Source organism: Seonamhaeicola marinus (genome assembly GCF_008085455.1).
In genome coordinates this window covers 988,977-1,006,063 of record NZ_VSDQ01000679.1, presented here as the reverse complement: position 1 = coordinate 1,006,063, position 17,087 = coordinate 988,977, and the positions used below count along the sequence as shown (strand labels likewise).

Here is a 17,087-nt window from a genome sequence, read left to right as displayed (position 1 = left end):
TTCTATAAGTTATAAAACTCTATAGCATTTTGCCCCATAACATTAGTTTGTTCGGTAGCACCTAAACCTGCTATAAAATTTGTAATTAATTGTTTTACTTCACTATAATTTCCGGCCACCAAACATACTGGCCAATCAGAACCAAACATAATTCGCTCTGCTCCAAAAGCTTCAAAAACCAAATTCAAATAAGGGTTTATTTGTTCTGGAGTCCAAGAGTTAAAATCTGCCTCAGTAATCATTCCGGACACTTTGCAGTATACATTTTCATGTTTCCCAACTTCCTTCATTAAAGCCGCCCAACCATCATAAAACCCATCTTTTATGTAAGGTTTAGCTATATGATCTATCACAAAACGCATATTAGGAAACTGCTTTACGAATTCTAAAGTAGCGCCTAACTGATGCGGAAAAATTAAAATATCATATGTGTAGTTTTCCTTTTCTAGTGCTTTTATGCCGTTTACAAAATTTGGTCTTAATAAGAAATTATGATCTGGTTCTCCTTGAACCACATGTCTAAATCCTTTTAAAATTTCAATCCCTTTGTAAACTTCTAATTCAGATTCAATAGCATCACTTCTTAAATCGACCCAACCAACAACACCTTTAATAAATGTGTTTTCTTTAGCAAGTTGAATTAAAAAATCTGTTTCAACAGTCGTTTGATCTGCTTGAACAGCTACACACCCATCTATACCATTTTCTTGGTAAACAGCTTTTAAATCGGCTGGTAGAAAATCTCTACGAATTACTTTCATAGAATCATCTATCCATTCGTGCTTTTTTGGTTCGTAATTCCAGAAATGTTGATGTGAATCTATAATCATACCTTACTTAACAAAGTTTTGTAGCGTTTCTTGCATGCCGTTATTTACTATATTTTCTAAGTTTTTAGTAACAACATCTAATAGGCCTTCATACTGCGTTAAGTCTTCTCCCCAGAAATTTGTGTTTTCAAGTGTTGCTTTTGCAACAGCAGCGATATCTCCTGTTGCCCACTGATCTTTGAAGAAGTCTAATGCCGATTGATCGTCTTTTAACGGAATGTCTTCCCCATTTCTATCACCTTTATAAAACGCTATTAACGATGCTAAAGAGAATAATAAACGCTGCGGTAATTCTCCTTTTCTTTTGATAAATTCTAAAACTGATGGCAATACTCTTGTTTTGTATTTAGATGTAGAATTCAATGAAATACTAATTAAAGCATGCTCTAAATACGGATTTCTGAATCTGTCAATTACATCATTGGCAAACTGATTTAGTTCTGCTTCTGGTAAATCTAAAGTCGGACAAATCTCTTCGAAAATAGCCTGTCTTAAGAAACCACCAACAACAGTATCTTCTAAAGATTCACGTACTCTATCTATACCATATAAATACCCAACTGGCACTAAACTTGTATGCGCACCATTAAGAATTCTCACTTTACGAGTTCTATAAGGCTCCATATTATCTGTAAAAACAATATTTAAACCACAGGCTTCTGCTGGAATCTCTTCTTTTACAGATTCTGGCCCTTCAATAACCCATAAATGGAACTGTTCGCCTTCAACAACGAGATTATCTTTATAACCTAATTCTTCTGTTATTTTATCCATTTTATCTCTTGGATAACCAGGAACAATTCTATCTACTAAAGTGTTGCAGAAAATATTATCTTCATTAATCCACTCTGTAAATTCTGCACCTAAATTCCAATCATCTGCATACTGAAGAATAATCTTCTTAAGATTATCTCCGTTTCTATCAATTAATTCACATGGAATAATAATTAACCCTTTATCTGAAGCACCTCCAAATGTTTGAAAACGTTTGTATAAGAGTGCTGTTAGTTTACCTGGAAAGCTTAATTGTGGCGCGTCATCCAATTTATCATCAGCATTGTAAGCAATACCCGCTTCGGTAGTATTAGATATTACAAAACGAAGGTCTGGATTTTCTCCAAGGGCTAAATAATCTGAAGGATTATCATAAGGATTGATTCCTTTTTGAATACAATCAATGATCTCATGCTCACTTATAGCTTCCCCGTTTTTAATTCCGTTTAGATATAAGGTGTATAATCCATCTTGGTCATTTAACATTTTAACCAATCCTTGATCAATAGGTTGTACAACGGTTACCCCAGCATCAAAACCAGCTTTTTTATTCATTTCATGAATCATCCAGTTAGCAAAAGCTCTTAAAAAATTACCTTCTCCAAACTGAACTATTCTATCAGTATACGTATTTACAGATGCTGTATTTCTATTTAATGAATTCATTCTTTTACTTTTTCCTGCAAGGTCTAGAGACCTTGTGGGTATTATTAATTGATTGTTTTTTTTAAACCAACAAGGTTGCACAAACCTTGCAGGTTAACTTTTATTTTAAAGTGAAACGCCTCTTTTCCAAGGAATAAAATCGTTGTTTCCGTGAAGTACAGCTTTAGACGGCACCTCTCCACTTGCCACTTTAATAATATGATCTAATATTTTTTCGCCCATAGATTCTATGGTATCTTCTCCAGTAATTACTGTACCTGCATTGATATCAATAATATCATTCATACGTTCATATAAGTTCGTATTACTGGACATTTTTAATACAGGCGCCACAGGGTTCCCTGTTGGCGTTCCAAGACCAGTGGTAAACACCACTACGTTACAACCAGAACCAACTAAACCAGTAGTAGACTCTACATCGTTACCAGGTGTACATAATAAGTTTAAACCTGGCTCTGTAACCTGTTCCGTATAATCTAATACCTTAACAACAGGAGATGTTCCTCCCTTTTTAGCTGCACCTGCAGATTTCATGGCATCTGTAATTAAGCCATCTTTTATATTTCCTGGTGAAGGGTTATTTTCAAAACCAGATCCTACGGCCACTGCTGCTGCCGAATATGCTCTCATTAAACCTGAAAACTTTTTAGCATCTTCTTCGGTTTCGCATCTATTAATTAACTCTTGTTCCACACCATTCAATTCAGGAAACTCTGCCAATACAGGAGAACCTCCTAAACCAACAAGTAAATCTGACGCATATCCTAAAGCAGGATTTGCAGAAATTCCTGAGAATCCATCGGAACCGCCACATTCTAAACCAAGCACTAACTTGTTTAATGGCGCTGGTTTACGTTCTAATTTGTTAGCCTCAGCCAACCCAATAAATGTATGTTTAACCGCCTCTTCTATTAAGGCTCTTTCACTAGAACTTTGTTGTTGTTCTAAGAAATGTACTGGCTTTGTATTTTCAGGATCAATTGCATTTATTGATTCTTGCAACATGCTTATCTGTGCATTCTGGCAGCCTAAACTAAAAATAGTTGCTCCAGCAACATTAGGGTTAGAAATATATCCTGCTAATAAATTACACAATACAATAGCATCTTCTCTTGTGCCTCCGCAACCGCCATCGTGTTTTAAAAACTTAATACCATCTACATTAGGAAATACTCTATTCTTAGTCATTTCCTCTTTTGTAGTAATAATAGGTGTATTCAAGATGGTCTCGTTAGATGCTCCTGCTTTGTATTGCTCTATTAACGCATCTGTATTTACAGCAAAGTCCTTTTTGGTTTCATAACCTAATTTTTCAGATAGAGCACCTTCAAGAACATCAACATTTCTATTTTCACAGAATGTTAAAGGAATTACCAACCAATAGTTAGCTGTTCCTACTTTACCATCTTTTCTATGGTAACCATTAAAAGTTCTTCCTTTAAAATTAGAAACATCTGGTGCAGACCAACTATAAGTTTCTTTAGTATCTTGAAATTCGGCAGAAGCATGTTTTACATTATCAATAGTAATTGCGCAACCTTCTTGAATTGGTTGCGTTGCTTTACCGATAAGCACACCATACATGTAAATTTGGTCGCCTACATTAAAATCATTTAATGCATACTTATGCTTTTGTTTGATATCTTCTTTTAAAACGACTTCTTTACCTGCAACTTGAGTTTTCAACCCTTTTTCTAAAGGTGTAATTGCAACAATAATATTGTCTTTTGGGTCTATTTGAACGTAACTCGCTGACATTTTTTCTTTTTCTTTCTTTAATTAAAATTTACAGTAGCTTTCATAACACCTGTTTCTGGCTTTAACCAGCTATCAAAGTTTTCTATCATCTCTGTAAATGGTACATTGTGGGTTATAAAAGATTCGGTTGGAAATTGGTCTAATACATTAATAACATGCTCAAAATCTTCAGTAGTAGCATTTCTACTGCACATTAAGGTCATTTCTTTGGCGTGAATTTTTGGGTGTGTATAGGTTAACTCTCCTTTTGATAAACCTACCAGTACGAATCGGCCTCCGTGAGCCATATAATCAGGACAAGACTCTAAAGCATACTTGTTACCAGACGCATCAAAAACGGCCGTACATAAATCGCCATTTGTAATTTCTTCAACAGCTTTAACGGCCTCTTCTCCTGCTTTAACAATATAGTCTACTCCTATTTTTTCTTTGGCGTATTCTAAACGTTGTTCATTCATATCTATAGCAATAACTTTTGCTCCTGCTATTTGAGCTAGCTTCATAATTCCTATTCCTATAGGTCCGCAACCCACAACGGCAACTGTCTCGCCTGGTTGTATATCTGCTCTTCTTATTGAATGTGCTCCAATAGCTAATGGCTCTACAATAGCCATTTCGTCATCACTTAAATTATTTGCTGGCAATAATATATCTGCAGGAACTGTAATCTGCTCTTGCATGCCTCCGTCTCCATGAACACCTAAAACCGTAATATTTTCGCAACAGTTAGTTTTTCCGTTTCTGCAAGCAATGCATTTTCCACAGCTTACGTATGGCATTACTACCACTTTATCCCCTGCTTTTATACCTCTTTCATTTTCATCAATCTCTAAAACCTCAGATGCCAATTCATGCCCCAAAATTCTAGGATAAGTAAAAAATGCTTGGTTTCCCGCATAAGCGTGTAAATCTGTTCCACAAATACCTACTTTCTTAATCTTTAACAAAGCCTCTCCTTCTTTTCTAACTGGAGCTTCTTTTTCCTTTAATTGAAATTCACCTGGTTTTTCACAAACAATATATTTCATCTGCCTTTAGTTATTTTGTTATTTAGAATGGGATAATATCACTCTACTTTTCTACACATGTTCAATCGTTTGAACAATTTTTACAAAAAATATCCAAAACACCCATGACCCCTTATAAAACAAAGCTTTATAAAGAATTTTGTATTTTGAATTATTTGAAAAAGTTCTTACTTTTGTTCAAACGTTTGAACAAAAGTATAAAAATATTTCAACATCAAGAAAAAAACAACCATAAAAGATATTGCTGAAGCCTTAGGGCTAACACCTTCTGGAGTCTCAAAAGCCTTAAACGATCACCCTAGGATAAGCGATAAGACTAAAGCAGATGTTAAAAAAATGGCTAAAAAGTTGAATTACCAACCTAACCATTTAGCTACAGCATTGAGAAAAGGCAAAAGCAATCTTGTTGGAGTCATTATTCCGAGGAATAATAGTAATTTCTTCTCTTCTGTTGTTGAAAACATTGAAGGCGTTTTAAACGAAAAAGGGTACAACGTTATTATTTCTCAATCTAATGAGTCTCATAAAAAGGAATGTGATTGTATAGATGCCCTTTTAAGTGCCCAAGTTGATGGTATTATTGCTTCAATGGCTAATGAAACGACCAATCTAAAGTTTTATGAAAAAATTAAAGAAAAAGGTACGCCTTTAGTGCTTTTTGATAGAGGTGAAAATGACTTAAATGTTGACTACATCTGTATTGACGATTACAACAGTAGCCATAAGGTTGTTGAACATTTAGTTAATCAAGGTTGTGAACGTATAGCTCATATTGCAGGTTCTAGCAATATTAGAATTTATAAGGAGCGTGAAATTGGATATAGAGATGCTTTAGAAAAGTACAACCTACCTATTGAAGATGAACTTATTGTTGAAAGCACTTTAAGATTAGAAGACGGAAGACGCATTATGCAGGAATTACTTGAATTGAATGAAAGACCAGATGCTGTTTATGCTTCTGGAGACTATGCAGCACTAGGCGCTTTACAGGTACTTCAGGAAAACAATATTAAAGTCCCAGAAGAAATTGCATTAATAGGTTTTAGTAATGAACCTTTTACTTCTTTTGTTTCTCCTTCAATATCCACTGTAAATCAGCATAGTGAGGAAATGGGAAAACTTGCAGCTGAAACCTTTTTGAATCGCCTTGAGAATTCTTCTGAAGATGTTTCTTTAAACAAAATTACATTAAACACAGAATTGATTATTAGAGACTCGTCTAATAAAACTAATTCTTAACTAAAGTAACTTCTAAAGGTGCAGTAAGTTTCTTTGCAAAATCTCGTAAATATTGCTCCCATTCTAATTGAGTCTTAAACTGATTGCTTTTACTCCAGGTAAATCCAGAATAATACACAACCTCATTATTAACAACTTTTAAATGCATAAAAGCATTACTTAAATCTTTTTCTTCTGTTTCGTATTTCTCGTTTCCAGCGTAATACAAAGGAGAAGTTACAAGAGCGGTTCCTAATTCAGCATCTGCATGAGGTTGCCAATAGTTTAACCAAGTCTCGTCTTTATGAGATGTTACAACACCATCTTTTTCATGTAATGTAAGTCCGCTAGAGATCGTATCTACGCCCGTTAAATTCACTTGAAATTTAGATAAATTATTCCCATAATCTAGGCTAATAACTCTAGACTCCTTAATGGGTTGGCCTTCTGGTCCCCACAGGTCATATTCCACTGAGAAACTTGTTCTAATAGGACCAGTGGTAATGGTTTTATGTGAAATAAAGTTTTTAGAAATATAATATGTTGAATCTTGCTTATATGCTAAACCTCCAACACCTCTACTTTTTCCAACATGGAAATTATCCAAACCTTCACCTGTATCTTCATGATACGTTCCTGTTTTCTCTGTGTACTTTTTATACCATTTATTGATTATAGAATAATCTACTTTCTTTAACCATGCATCAACACCGCTTGAAAGTGTACCTTCCTTTAATTTGTTTTCAAATCTGTATTGCGCATTCGGCCCAAAAATTCTGAAAGCAACTTTATCATTTTCCCAAGCATAATCATCGGTTCTCTCTGGAACAAATCTTGAATAGCAGGTAACTTTAACACTATCCGAAACTACCGAATTAATCACTTTAAAAGCTTTGGTAGAATTAGCCTTTACAGATGGCTGAAATAGCAAAAGGTCATTAACACCATCTCCATTGTTATCTACTAATTGAGATGTAAGGATCTCATTAGTTTTTACATCTAGAATAGCCAAACCCTCAAGTGCATCAACGTTTAAAAAAGATTTTGAAAGTTCTACGGTCTCGTAGGTTCTATCTAAATCAAGTGTGTTTTTAACTTGAAATGTAAGTGCTTCCTCTTTACAAGCAAACACCGTAGTGAATAATGATACAATAAATAATGACCTTAGAACTTTCATCTCTTTTGTTTTATTAATAATTATTTTAAATCTGTAATTTTTGCAGTGTCCATGTCTGAGTAGTCTAAATTTTCACCCGCCATTCCCCAAATGAAAGTATAATTACTTGTACCTGAACCTGAATGAATTGACCAAGGTGGCGATATTACCGCTTGCTCATTTTGCATCCAAATATGTCTTGTCTCATGAGGTTGCCCCATAAAATGACAAACCGATTGATCTTCTGGCACATCAATATAAAAATATACCTCCATGCGTCTGTCATGAACATGTGCAGGCATAGTATTCCATACATTTCCTGTTTTCAAAGAAGTCATTCCCATTTGTAACTGGCAAACATCTACAACGCTGTTAACAATGTATTTTCTTAATGTGCGGGCATTAGCAGTTTCTTCTGCCCCTAATTCAACCACTTCAACGTCTTCAATGCCTATTTTTTTGTTTGGGAATGCCTTATGTGCAGGTGTTGAATTTAAGTAAAACTTAGCAGGTGCATTAGAAGAAGCACTAGAAAAAACCACGTCTTTATTTCCTTGTCCTAAGTAAAGAGCTTCTTTATGGTCTAATTCATAAACCGTTCCATCTACAGTAACAATTCCCTTTCCTCCTATATTAATGATACCTAGCTCTCGTCTTTCTAAAAAAAAGTCTGATTTTAATTCATCTACCGTTTCAAGAGGTACATTTTTTTCTGGAACCACGCCTGCCACCATAAACCTATCATAATGAGAATACACCCATTTAATTTCGTTTAAGGTCATTACTTTTTCAATTAAAAACTCATCTCTAAGCTCTTGCGTGTCCATTTGTTTTACTTCTCTTGGAGAAGCTGCGTATCGTACTTCGCTATTTTGTATCATTTTAATCTGTAAATTTTATAATTGTAAAATTAGTAATTTATTTTAAAATACAATCGATTGTATTTTAAAATATTTATTATATTGAACTTCGATTACATATATTAGCTGGCCTTTAAAAAATAGGCTTTTACAAGAATGAAAAACGGCGATCAGGTTACAATACATGATATTGCAAGGGCATTGAATATTGATAGTTCTACAGTGTCCAGAGCTCTTAATAACAGCCCTCGTGTTTCCTCGAAAACCAAACGTAAAATTCTTGACAAAGCCAATGAATTAGGGTATCAGCGTAATATTCTAGCTTCTAATTTAAGGACTAATAAAACCAACACCATAGGTGTTATTGTACCTAGAATTTCTCGTAACTTCTTTTCTAGTGTTATCTCTGGTATTGAAGAAACTGCCCAAAAAGCTGGCTACAACGTAATTATTTGTCAATCTTTTGAAGATTTTGAAAGAGAAAGACAACTTGTTGAAACCTTACTTTCTAATAGGGTTGATGGCATTTTGATTTCTATTTCCATGCAAACCGATACTTATGAGCATTTAAGACCTTATTTAAAACTCGGCGGTTCTATTGTATTTTATGATAGACCCTGCAATTTTGAAAACTGCTCTAGTATTAGTGTAGATGATTATAAAGCTAGTTTTATTGCCACAGAACATTTAATACAAAATGGCTGTAGGAACATTGTTCATTTCTCAGGCCCGCAGATTAACGATTTATATAAAAACAGAAAACAAGGTTATATAGATGCCTTATTAAAACACGGATTAGAGTTTAAGGAGGCTTATTGTTTAGAATCTAAACTATCTGAAAACGATGGTGTTCATTTTGCAAAAAAAATATTAGAAATGGGGAATGTTGATGGTATTTATTCTTCAAATGATACTGCTGCTATAGCGGCAATTCAATATTTGAAAAGTCAAGGCATTAGTATTCCAAAAGATATTGCGGTTGTTGGTTTTAATAATGATCCTATTTCATCTGTTATTGAACCTGCTTTAACAACCATAAATCAACCCGACTTTGAAATGGGCAAAATGGCATCAACGCTTCTTATTGATAAAATTGAAAAGAAGACTACAGAAAAAGAACTAAAGGTACTTGATATAGAGTTGATTGTTAGAAACTCTTCTAAATTTAAATCTTAAGTGATTCTAACATCAATCTGCCTACTTCCATTTAATTATAATATCCTTTACCTCAGCAACATTAAAAGTCACTTTAAATGTATCTCCATCTACATTAACGACTTCTCCATTTACTTTTACTTCTAAAATTGGTTTACGCAATTGAAACTTAATATCTTGCTTTTTCCCGCTAGATACTTTGGCCATCATTGTTTTACCAGTCATATCCCACTCCAAGTGTTCCAGTTTAGCTTGAGTTCTGCATAATACCCCAGAAACACTTCCTTTTTGAAGTTTTTCTGACAGTGCTGGCAAAAACTCTATAACCCCAGGTTTTGAGAACACTAACATCTCTAAAATTACCGCGGGAATAGAATGTAATGCGTCTGTATTATAAATGATTCCAGGATTATGAGATGTTACCAAACTATTATAGAGATAGTCATTTTTCATTAGGAATAATAAATTGCCATAGACCAAATCGGCTTTCTTTAATCGGGTAGCAATTAGGGCTGTATGTGCTAAACCATGGGCACTACCATTTCCTCTTCCTCGTTTTTCAATTGCAACATTAGAAGCATCAAAAAGCGCTTTATTTTCAGGGGAAATTTCAAGTCCTGGCCAAACAGGATACAAATGTGAAATATGTCTGTGATTGTAGTTTTCTCCTAGATCTTTTCTTGCCCATTCTTTTAAAGCGCCGTCTTCATTGATTAAATAGGATGGTAATTTTTCCAATATATTTTTCCAAAGTCCCACCTTTTCATCTCTTAAATCTAATTCTTTATTCAAAGTAATGAGATTGGTTAATAATTCTCTAATTACTGCAATATCCATAGTGGCATTAGCCACTGCTCCTAAACGATCTCCATTTGGTAAAATGGCCTTGTTTTCTGGAGAATACGAAGGACCAATTAAGTATGTACCATCATCATCATAGGTATCTAAAAAGTCTTCATAAAAAAGTGCTGTTTTCTTCATCATGGGATAAAGCCTGTTTAACATAAACTCTTTATCTCCGGTGCATTGATAATACTCATAACACGGTAATAGCAACCATTCTACTCCTGCGGTCCAATAATTCCCTGGCCATTGCCCAAAATGCGTATGAAAATTACGTCTACCCGATGTTCTTGTACCAGACACATACCCTCTACAGCCAAAGAGATGCTTTGCATTAACCTCCCAATCTGGAGCAATACGTTCTAATAAAGTCATGTAACTATCTATAGCCTCTTTTTGATTTGCAAGATTAGCTGCAGCAATCTGTAAATTTATGTTAGCATCTAAAGTAAAGTCTCCGGACCATCTGGGTCTCCAACTCCCATTCCATATTCCCATGAGGTTTGGTGGATTTTCACCACTACTAGAAATTAATCCATAAATTCCCATATTGAATACTTTTTCTAATAGGTAAGGATTAATTTCTTCATCCGTCTTCTGACTAGCAATTAGTGTTTCATTAGAACCATCTAAAAAACCTGTTTTATCAAGATGTAAAGAAACCCTATTAAACATTTCTCCATGAACGTTAGAATGTCTACTTAAAAGCACGTCATAGGATGGTAAGTTTTCGATAGCTGCCTTAGCATCTAAAAGTTCAGATTTGGAATATGGCTCAATAGGAATAACCTTAGCCAACACTTCTACACTATCTGCATTTTCAACACTAATAATACCTTTAGCATTGGTTAATGTTCCTCCTACATTTTTAATCTTTACAATTACCTCATAACCTCTATCTACTAACTGATACTTACTCCTAAAGGTTATCCAATTCTTATCTAAACTAATTTCGGGCTTTTCTACAAGGGGATTATTGAGTTCATCTAATCTATCCGGAAATAGCATTTTTACATTTTGTTCTATACCAGACTCTTTTGCTTGTGCGGATTGTTCAGTATCAAACTGATGTGTAAGGTCAAAAGACACATTAATAGTACTTGCTTTACTACTTATAATTTTAGTGGCAATAACCTTGTCTGGTCTAGAGACAAATGATGTTCTCGTGTAATCAACATTATCTGCCAACCAATTTACTGTAACCTCTCCATTTTCATAATTCAAAAGTCTTTGATAATCTAAAACTGCTCCTTTAAAGTCTTGATTAAAATTCAAAACACAGGCAGGGTGATAAGGATCAGTCCATAAAATATCTTGATATCCTCTAGTCTTGGCTAATTCTAATATTTTTGTTTTGGCTTCTTGGTACTGTGAGTTTTTAATGAGTTGTTTTACCTCTGGCATAATATCACCAACAAAAGGCGGTTCTATAGTTTCTGTTCCTATATATTCATAAAGAAGCTCATGGTTAAAAATAATCTTCTCCTCACTTGGATTACCATAGACCATAATCCCCATTTCTCCGTTTCCACTTATTAAAGCATCTCGCCAATTACTTGCAGCTGAATCTGAAAAATTGCTAAGCACTAAACGATCTTCTACCTCCTTGTTACTTTGGCATGAGATAATACAAGCTATGATGATGGTTAAGAATATCTTTTTCATTGGTGTATATTCGGTTTTGAACGACTATTTAAAGCGTTAATTTACATATTCTGATAAAACTACACGTCTCCAATCTTTCCATTCTTTTAGAATGTTATCTAGCCATAAAGGTCTTTTTCCTAGCCTGTATTCCAGTTGAGCTTCATAAAGCGACTCAGGAACTACTTTCTTACCTAAACTTTCTTTATATCCAATACTAGATGCAACAAATGTGGTTTCAGAACCATGAAAACCAACCACTACTGGTTTGGCTACAGCAAATCCCCAGTATTTACTATTTACATTTTCTTTTTTAGGCTTCATTGACCAATAATCGTAACCCTTTACCGCAGGTCCTGTTTGTTTGAAATTCCAAAGCGTAAAGCCTTTCATATGATGAGGCTCAACTTTATAGTTTCCTCCATTACCTGTCATATTATATCCTTCATAGCAATCGTATAGGGTAGCCCTAGTATATCCAGAGTGCAAATCGAAACCTCTACCTTGAGGAGCAAATATTCTCCATGCCACATTACCTGCGGCCATATGTGAGGCATCAATACCATGCCATTGACCATAATCTGTCTTATCTAGCCATAAACCAGTAAAGTTTCTAGTTCCAAATGTCATTTCAACAGAACCATGACCTTGTTTACCATCAATAATGTTCATTACCACCGAACTCGATATACTACCTGTAACCCTAGCGGCGTAATTAACATTGGTAAAAACGCATCTACGAATCCAACCATTAGAGACGTGCGCCATATTAACACCTTTCCAACCACTGTCATGTATTTTATTTTTGTGATGCACAAATTTCTCTTGAAAATTCCCAATAAGATGAATATCCTCAAAACCACATTCTGAAATTACCTCATGCGGCGCCACGTACCACCCGAATTTAGGTTTAACATCTGTTAATAAAGGGTGTTCAAAAACAATGGTATTTCCTTTAATTGCTTTTATCTTATGAATCTCATTGGCTGTAATTCCTTTGTTATTAATGCGTTCCCATTGTGGACGTGTTGGAACATCCCCAAGAAAATCTTTTACACATTCTTTATTATAAGGCATTACCAAAACAATATGAGTAAGCCCCACAAACTGAGAAGCATCTTTAACCTCAATTTCATAGCTTCCTTCCGAAGAAAACTTTGTTATTGGGCTGGTTATCTTATAAGGTCTTGAAGCGGTATTGGTTGAACAAAAAGCATCATAATCTAATCCTTCTGGTCTGAAGGTAAACATATGCGGACCAATCCACTTAAACACTGCTTTATCATGGCGCATATAATCTTGCATAAAAATTTCGGTACCACCAGGACCAGCTCCTTCTCCTTTAATTACAATGTTAGAGTGATTAACCTCAAAACCTTTATACCGAACTCCTTTACAAACCACATACCTACCCTTAGGCAAAAAAACAACACCTCTTTTTGCCTCTTCGGCAGCACGAATGGCAGCATGAATAGCTTCATCATCAGCAATAGTATCATTAGGTATGGCCCCAAAATCTATAATATTGAAATAGGGATAATTTAATTGAGCAACATCAGGTATTTCCTTTTCTCCGAAGGCGTAACCTGCTCTAGAGTAGTCTACTAAAACGGACTTAACACCTCTTTTTGAGTCCTTTTTAAAGGTCTTCCAAACTTTTGCCTCTTTTTGGGCAAATAATGACATAGATATACTACCACAGAGGAGTATTAAAGTCCATAAATCTTTAAACTTATTACCTTTCATATTTTTAAAGCTCAATTACTACTTACGCAAGATCTAACTATTTAAAGTATTGTTGGGGTATTTTTTAGGATGGTTTGAGGTACATTTAATTCAACTTAAAAATTTTGGGCATTATTCGTAGTATGAAATTGAATATATCCACTCAAGTATCCACTTTAAAATCTATCATCTCATATTATAGTAGCCCAAAAAACATGGGTTAACTTAAGGGTTAGAATTTAAAAATTCTTCATCTAAGAATGATTTACCCCCTGTTTTAAAATTCATTTTACCTCACTTTTAGTTGTTTGTTAAAGTTCTTTGAAGAATCAACAATAACTAATTATTTTTATGAAAAAAACCAAACTAAACGCACTAGTAACTAGGCATCTCTTATTTTACTTTATTGCCTTCTTTATTAGTATGACTGCAATTGGTCAGAACACCATAAACGGAACTGTTTCTGACAAAAGCGGCCCTCTACCGGGGGCCAATGTAATAGTTAAGAGTACCAGTAATGGAACTCAAACAGATTTTGACGGGAATTACAGCTTAAACAATGTAACTAACTCAGATATTTTAGTAGTTAGCTTCTTAGGCTATAAAACGAAGGAAGTGACTGTTGGAAGTCAAACAACGGTTAACATCATTCTTGAAGAAGACACCGAGTCTTTAGACGAGGTTGTTGTTGTAGGTTATGGTACTCAGAGAAAAGCAGACTTAACAGGTTCAGTTTCCACAATTAAGGGAGGTTCATTTACTAAAGCTGCCACACCAAATTTAAATGCAAGCTTAGCGGGTAAAGTTACTGGGGTAACGGCAATGTCTAGATCTGGTAGTCCTGGTTCTGAAGATATTGACTTCTTTATTCGTGGTAAAAGTACATTTAACGATGGGAACAACTCCCCATTAATCTTGGTTGATGGTGTTCAGCGTGGAATGAGCAGAATTAACCCTAACGATATTGCAAGTGTTACAGTATTGAAGGATGCTGCATCAGCTGCAATTTATGGAGTTCAAGGTGCAAATGGTGTAATTCTAATTACTACTAAACGTGCTACAGAAGGTAAAGCTGAAATTAGCTATACAGGAAGTTTTGGGGTGCAAGACCCTTTATTCTTACCAAGAAGAATGAACTCTTATGAATACGCTACTCATTTGAACGAAGCGATTTTTAATCTTGCTGAACGTTCTGGAGGTACATATGTTCCTGAATTCACAGACGAACAATTAGCTGCATTTAGAGATGGTACTGGGGCTAATACAGACTGGTGGGCAGAAGCAATGGATGAATCAGCTCCTATACAATCTCATAATATTACTATATCCAATGGTAACAAAAACATTAGGTATTTAACTTCTTTAGAATACCTTGATCAGGATGGATTATATGATGCATCTTCATATAAGCGTTATAACTTTAGAGCTAATATTGATGGAGATATTACTAAAAACCTAAGTTTATCATTAAATCTAGCTGGAAGAATAGATGAAAGAAATGAATCTGCCCAAGAAAATTTTGGTTTGATTAACCAAAGTTTCCCAACTTTTGAACCATATATTGACATTAATGGCCAACGCGAACTAGGTTGGAATGGATTAAACCAATCTCCTATTGGAGCAATGAACAATTCAGGGTACAATAGGAATACGAACTCAAGTTTTCAAAGCACAGTTAGTTTATCTTATAAGGTTCCTTTTATAGAAGGACTAACGGCAAAATACGCCTATTCTTTTGATAGAGACGTTCTAAAACGTAAGCAATTCGAAACACCTTATGTGTTTTACACAGGAAGTGATCCAATTGCAGATAGAAAAGAATCAATCCCAACAATTGAGCTTTTACAGCGTATGACTGAAAGAACAAGAAAAACGGGGCAGTTTACTTTAAACTACCAAAAATCATTAGGCGATCATTCTTTTGGAGGACTATTTGTTTTTGAACATTCTGATTTCTTCAATGAGTGGATTCAAGTATTCCGCGACGGTTTCTTATCAGAATCTATTGATCAGATTTTTGCTGGTTCAACGGCTAGAATTGGAAACGATGGATCTGCTAATGAAAACGCCCGTTTAGGATATGCGCTACGTGTCAATTATAACTATAAGGACAAATATTTACTACAATTAAATACGCGTTACGACAAGTCTTTTAACTTCCCTAAAGACAATGCTGGAGGATGGTTTCCTGCTCTATCTGCTGCATGGAGAATTTCTAATGAAGATTTCATGCAAGGAACCGATTGGTTATCTAACCTAAAGCTAAGATTTGGATGGGGTGTTTATGGTAACGACCGTATTACACCATACCAATACCTTTCCTTGTTTGAGTTTAGTGAAACACGTAACAACCCAGCAGGAACTGTTACTGCCAACGGCTTTCAACAAGCAATTTCTCCAGACGTAATTCCAAATCCACTTGTTACTTGGGAAAAAGCTAAAATCTACAATTTCGGTTTAGACTACGGATTATTTAACAACAAAATAACTGGTGATTTGGAAATATTTAAGAAACGTACAGAAGATCTATTAATTGCAAGAAGAGATATTCCTGATGAACTTGGAGCAAGTCTTGCTCCTTCAAACGTTGGTATTGTGGAAAACAGAGGTCTAGAAGCTTCATTACGTTATAAGACAAACATAGGTAATGTAAACATGAACCTTCAAGGAACCTTTACTTATGCAACAAGTGAAATTATTGAAATGTCTGAAGCAGCCAATGTACCTGATGGTTTAAGACAAACTGGTCGTCCATTCGATTCTCGCTATGGCTACATTTCCTTAGGCCTTTTTAAAGATGCCGATGATGTTGCAAATTCTCCTGACCAATCTTTCTTTGGTGATTACCAATCTGGAGATATTAAATATAAAGATATCTCTGGACCAGATGGTGTTCCAGATGGTAAAATAGATGGAGACGATCGTACGTTCATTGGTCGAGGTGGTATACCAGAAATAGTATTTGGTTTGAATACGTACTTCTCATATAAAGGTTTTGAATTATCTGCAGATTTCCAAGGTGCCTCACGTTTTACTCACAGGTATAAACCAGCCCCTTTTGTAAACAATAGTAATGGACCGGCAGCCTTTACAGATGCTTGGACAGTTGACAACCCTAATGGATGGCTACCAAGACTTTACCAAGGCACCTCTAGTAACAATGATCCAAATTCTGATTATTGGTTAACGGATGGATGGTTTATAAAACTTAGAAATGCAGAATTTGCTTATAACATTCCATCTCAACTTCCTGTTCTACAAAAGTTAGGTGTTGACTCCTTACGTTTGGCAGTTTCAGGAAATAACCTTTTATCAATATCTAATATAGATTTTTGGGATCCAGAAGCAGCAGATATAGGTACACACCCTTGGTACTATATGCAAATGAGAACTGTAAGTTTTTCTGTAAACGTAACCTTTTAACTTAAAA

General features: G+C 35.0%; 11 protein-coding genes. 3 read left to right on the top strand and 8 right to left on the bottom strand.

Annotated features, from left to right (window positions below; genetic code table 11):
* Window positions 1–2: 2 nt before the first annotated feature.
* From FUA24_RS15300 to FUA24_RS15285, 4 genes are all read right to left on the bottom strand, one after another.
* The gene (locus tag FUA24_RS15300) at window positions 3–830 is read right to left on the bottom strand and encodes an amidohydrolase family protein (RefSeq protein ID WP_148543866.1); all 828 of its coding nucleotides are present in this window, start codon (window positions 828–830) and stop codon (window positions 3–5) included.
* A 3-nt stretch (window positions 831–833) separates the two neighbouring features.
* Window positions 834–2,270, bottom strand: coding sequence for a tagaturonate reductase (locus FUA24_RS15295; protein WP_148543864.1), 1,437 nt, complete (start codon window positions 2,268–2,270; stop codon window positions 834–836).
* A 105-nt stretch (window positions 2,271–2,375) separates the two neighbouring features.
* Window positions 2,376–4,028 (bottom strand): UxaA family hydrolase, encoded by a 1,653-nt coding sequence (locus FUA24_RS15290; RefSeq protein WP_148543861.1) that lies wholly within the window; start codon window positions 4,026–4,028, stop codon window positions 2,376–2,378.
* A gap of 17 nt (window positions 4,029–4,045) precedes the next feature.
* Window positions 4,046–5,056: a zinc-binding alcohol dehydrogenase family protein gene (locus tag FUA24_RS15285; protein ID WP_148543859.1), complete on the bottom strand. Its 1,011-nt coding sequence runs from the start codon at window positions 5,054–5,056 to the stop codon at window positions 4,046–4,048.
* Between the two features lie 213 nt (window positions 5,057–5,269).
* Between FUA24_RS15285 and FUA24_RS15280 the strand changes: the two genes are divergently transcribed.
* Window positions 5,270–6,295: a LacI family DNA-binding transcriptional regulator gene (locus FUA24_RS15280; protein WP_148543857.1), complete on the top strand. Its 1,026-nt coding sequence runs from the start codon at window positions 5,270–5,272 to the stop codon at window positions 6,293–6,295.
* On the opposite strand, the gene FUA24_RS15275 is transcribed toward FUA24_RS15280, so the two are convergent.
* Together FUA24_RS15275 and kduI are read right to left on the bottom strand one after the other, a co-directional pair.
* Window positions 6,285–7,451: a DUF4861 family protein gene (locus FUA24_RS15275; RefSeq protein WP_148543854.1), complete on the bottom strand. Its 1,167-nt coding sequence runs from the start codon at window positions 7,449–7,451 to the stop codon at window positions 6,285–6,287. The genes FUA24_RS15280 and FUA24_RS15275 overlap by 11 nt on opposite strands.
* A 20-nt stretch (window positions 7,452–7,471) precedes the next feature.
* Complete coding sequence (gene kduI / locus FUA24_RS15270) at window positions 7,472–8,311, bottom strand: 5-dehydro-4-deoxy-D-glucuronate isomerase (protein ID WP_148543846.1); 840 nt, start codon at window positions 8,309–8,311, stop codon at window positions 7,472–7,474.
* Window positions 8,312–8,446: 135 nt separating this feature from the next.
* Between kduI and FUA24_RS15265 the strand changes: the two genes are divergently transcribed.
* On the top strand, window positions 8,447–9,466 hold the full coding sequence (locus FUA24_RS15265) for a LacI family DNA-binding transcriptional regulator (RefSeq protein WP_148543840.1): 1,020 nt from the start codon (window positions 8,447–8,449) through the stop codon (window positions 9,464–9,466).
* 21 nt (window positions 9,467–9,487) lie between these two features.
* Here FUA24_RS15265 and FUA24_RS15260 read toward each other — a convergent pair whose 3' ends face one another.
* Both FUA24_RS15260 and FUA24_RS15255 read right to left on the bottom strand, forming a co-directional pair.
* Window positions 9,488–11,953 carry a glycosyl hydrolase family 95 catalytic domain-containing protein gene (locus FUA24_RS15260; protein ID WP_148543838.1) on the bottom strand — a complete coding sequence of 822 codons (2,466 nt, stop codon included), beginning with the start codon at window positions 11,951–11,953 and terminating at the stop codon, window positions 9,488–9,490.
* A 36-nt stretch (window positions 11,954–11,989) separates the two neighbouring features.
* Window positions 11,990–13,678: a DUF4955 domain-containing protein gene (locus FUA24_RS15255; RefSeq protein ID WP_148543836.1), complete on the bottom strand. Its 1,689-nt coding sequence runs from the start codon at window positions 13,676–13,678 to the stop codon at window positions 11,990–11,992.
* 330 nt (window positions 13,679–14,008) lie between these two features.
* On the opposite strand from FUA24_RS15255, the gene FUA24_RS15250 reads away from it, so the two are divergent.
* Window positions 14,009–17,080 carry a SusC/RagA family TonB-linked outer membrane protein gene (locus tag FUA24_RS15250; RefSeq protein WP_148543833.1) on the top strand — a complete coding sequence of 1,024 codons (3,072 nt, stop codon included), beginning with the start codon at window positions 14,009–14,011 and terminating at the stop codon, window positions 17,078–17,080.
* The last annotated feature ends 7 nt before the right edge of the window (window positions 17,081–17,087 follow it).

Bases quoted from the DNA above. Each gene is read 5' to 3' on its own strand.
- FUA24_RS15295 (WP_148543864.1), bottom strand. From the start codon at position 2,270: ATGAATTCATTAAATAGAAATACAGCATCTGTAAATACGTATACTGAT.
- FUA24_RS15255 (WP_148543836.1), bottom strand. From the start codon at position 13,678: ATGAAAGGTAATAAGTTTAAAGATTTATGGACTTTAATACTCCTCTGT.
- FUA24_RS15275 (WP_148543854.1), bottom strand. From the start codon at position 7,451: ATGAAAGTTCTAAGGTCATTATTTATTGTATCATTATTCACTACGGTG.
- FUA24_RS15285 (WP_148543859.1), bottom strand. From the start codon at position 5,056: ATGAAATATATTGTTTGTGAAAAACCAGGTGAATTTCAATTAAAGGAA.
- kduI (WP_148543846.1), bottom strand. From the start codon at position 8,311: ATGATACAAAATAGCGAAGTACGATACGCAGCTTCTCCAAGAGAAGTA.
- FUA24_RS15290 (WP_148543861.1), bottom strand. From the start codon at position 4,028: ATGTCAGCGAGTTACGTTCAAATAGACCCAAAAGACAATATTATTGTT.
- FUA24_RS15265 (WP_148543840.1), top strand. From the start codon at position 8,447: ATGAAAAACGGCGATCAGGTTACAATACATGATATTGCAAGGGCATTG.
- FUA24_RS15250 (WP_148543833.1), top strand. From the start codon at position 14,009: ATGAAAAAAACCAAACTAAACGCACTAGTAACTAGGCATCTCTTATTT.
- FUA24_RS15260 (WP_148543838.1), bottom strand. From the start codon at position 11,953: ATGAAAAAGATATTCTTAACCATCATCATAGCTTGTATTATCTCATGC.
- FUA24_RS15300 (WP_148543866.1), bottom strand. From the start codon at position 830: ATGATTATAGATTCACATCAACATTTCTGGAATTACGAACCAAAAAAG.